The sequence below is a fragment of the Novosphingobium resinovorum genome (assembly GCF_036352595.1).
In the GTDB taxonomy this organism is placed as follows: Bacteria; Pseudomonadota; Alphaproteobacteria; order Sphingomonadales; family Sphingomonadaceae; genus Novosphingobium; species Novosphingobium resinovorum_B.
On record NZ_JAZFAX010000108.1, the window covers coordinates 1 to 1,256 of the forward strand.

General features: G+C 61.9%; 1 pseudogene. It reads right to left on the reverse strand.

The features are described 5' to 3' along the window. Nucleotides 1–26: 26 nt before the first annotated feature. Nucleotides 27–1,200, reverse strand: a pseudogene (locus V2S85_RS27090) (IS3 family transposase). Between the last annotated feature and the right edge of the window lie 56 nt (nt 1,201–1,256).

Sequence of the window (1,256 nt, forward strand, 5' to 3'; positions counted from 1 at the left end):
TGACCTGCCCCCCGTCAGTCCCTCGATCATAACGAGAGTCCAGCGGTTGAATACGATGGCCCGGACGCCTGCACAAGCGCGTCGGGCATGATGGTCTCGTCCTGCACGAAGGCTCGACGCGCTTGTGCAGGCGTCCGGTTTCCCAAAGATGAGTGGGGCCGGACATTGTTGTAATCGTAGCGCCAGATCGCCAGCTTCCGGCGGGCATCGGCCAGGCTGTCGAACAGTTCCTCATTGAGCAGTTCATCGCGCAGTGAGCCGTTGAAGGACTCGATGAACCCGTTCTGCTGAGGCTTGCCCGGATCGATGTAATGCCATTCGACCTGGTTCTTGCCGGCCCATTCCAGGATCGCCCGACTGGTAAATTCGGTGCCATTGTCGCTGACAATGCAAGCCGGTTTGCCATGGAGGCGCACCAGCGTGTCGAGTTCCCGCGACACCCGGGCGCCCGAGATGCTGGTGTCGCCCACCAGGCACAGGTTTTCCCGGCAGCAATCATCATTGATGGCCAAAATCCTGAACTTGCGCGAGGCGCCGAATGTGTCGGACACAAAGTCCATCGACCACCGCGCGCCCGGAACCAGCGGCACAGGCATCGGCGTGCGACTGCCACGCGCCCGTTTTAGCTTCGCTGGCCTACGGCTCGGCCACGACGGCGGCGCACCGACAATCCTTCCTCCCGGTACAGCCGGTAGAGCTTCTTGTGGTTCATGCTCATCCCCTGGCGTTCCAGCATGATACCGATCCGGCGATAGCCAAAGCGACGGCGCTGGCCTGCGACCTCACGCATGGCAGTTCGGATGGCACCGTGGTCCGGCGGGCGTTCGCGCCGGACCGTCTTTGGGTCGACACCAATCAGCACACAGGCCCGGCGCTGGGAAATCTGGTAACTTCCCAGCACCTCGAGCACAGCGTCTCGCCGCTGGCCTGGCGTCGTCAGGCTTTTCCCAGCAGATCCTTGAGGATCACATTGTCGAGCATGCTGTCCGCCAGCAGCCGCTTGAGCTTGCCGTTCTCATCCTCAAGCTGCCGCAGCCGGCGGGCATCGGACACTTCCATCCCGCCGTATTTGCCCTTCAGCTTGTAAAACGTCGCCGTGCTCAGCCCATGCTTCCGGCAAATCTCGACGGTCGGCAGCCCGGACTCCTGCTCCTTGATCATCCCGATGATCTGCGCCTCGGTAAAACGGCTCTTCCTCATGCGTCTGCTCCTTCTCGTGGGCAGACTCTACATCAGAATGAGGGACCTTTCGGGGG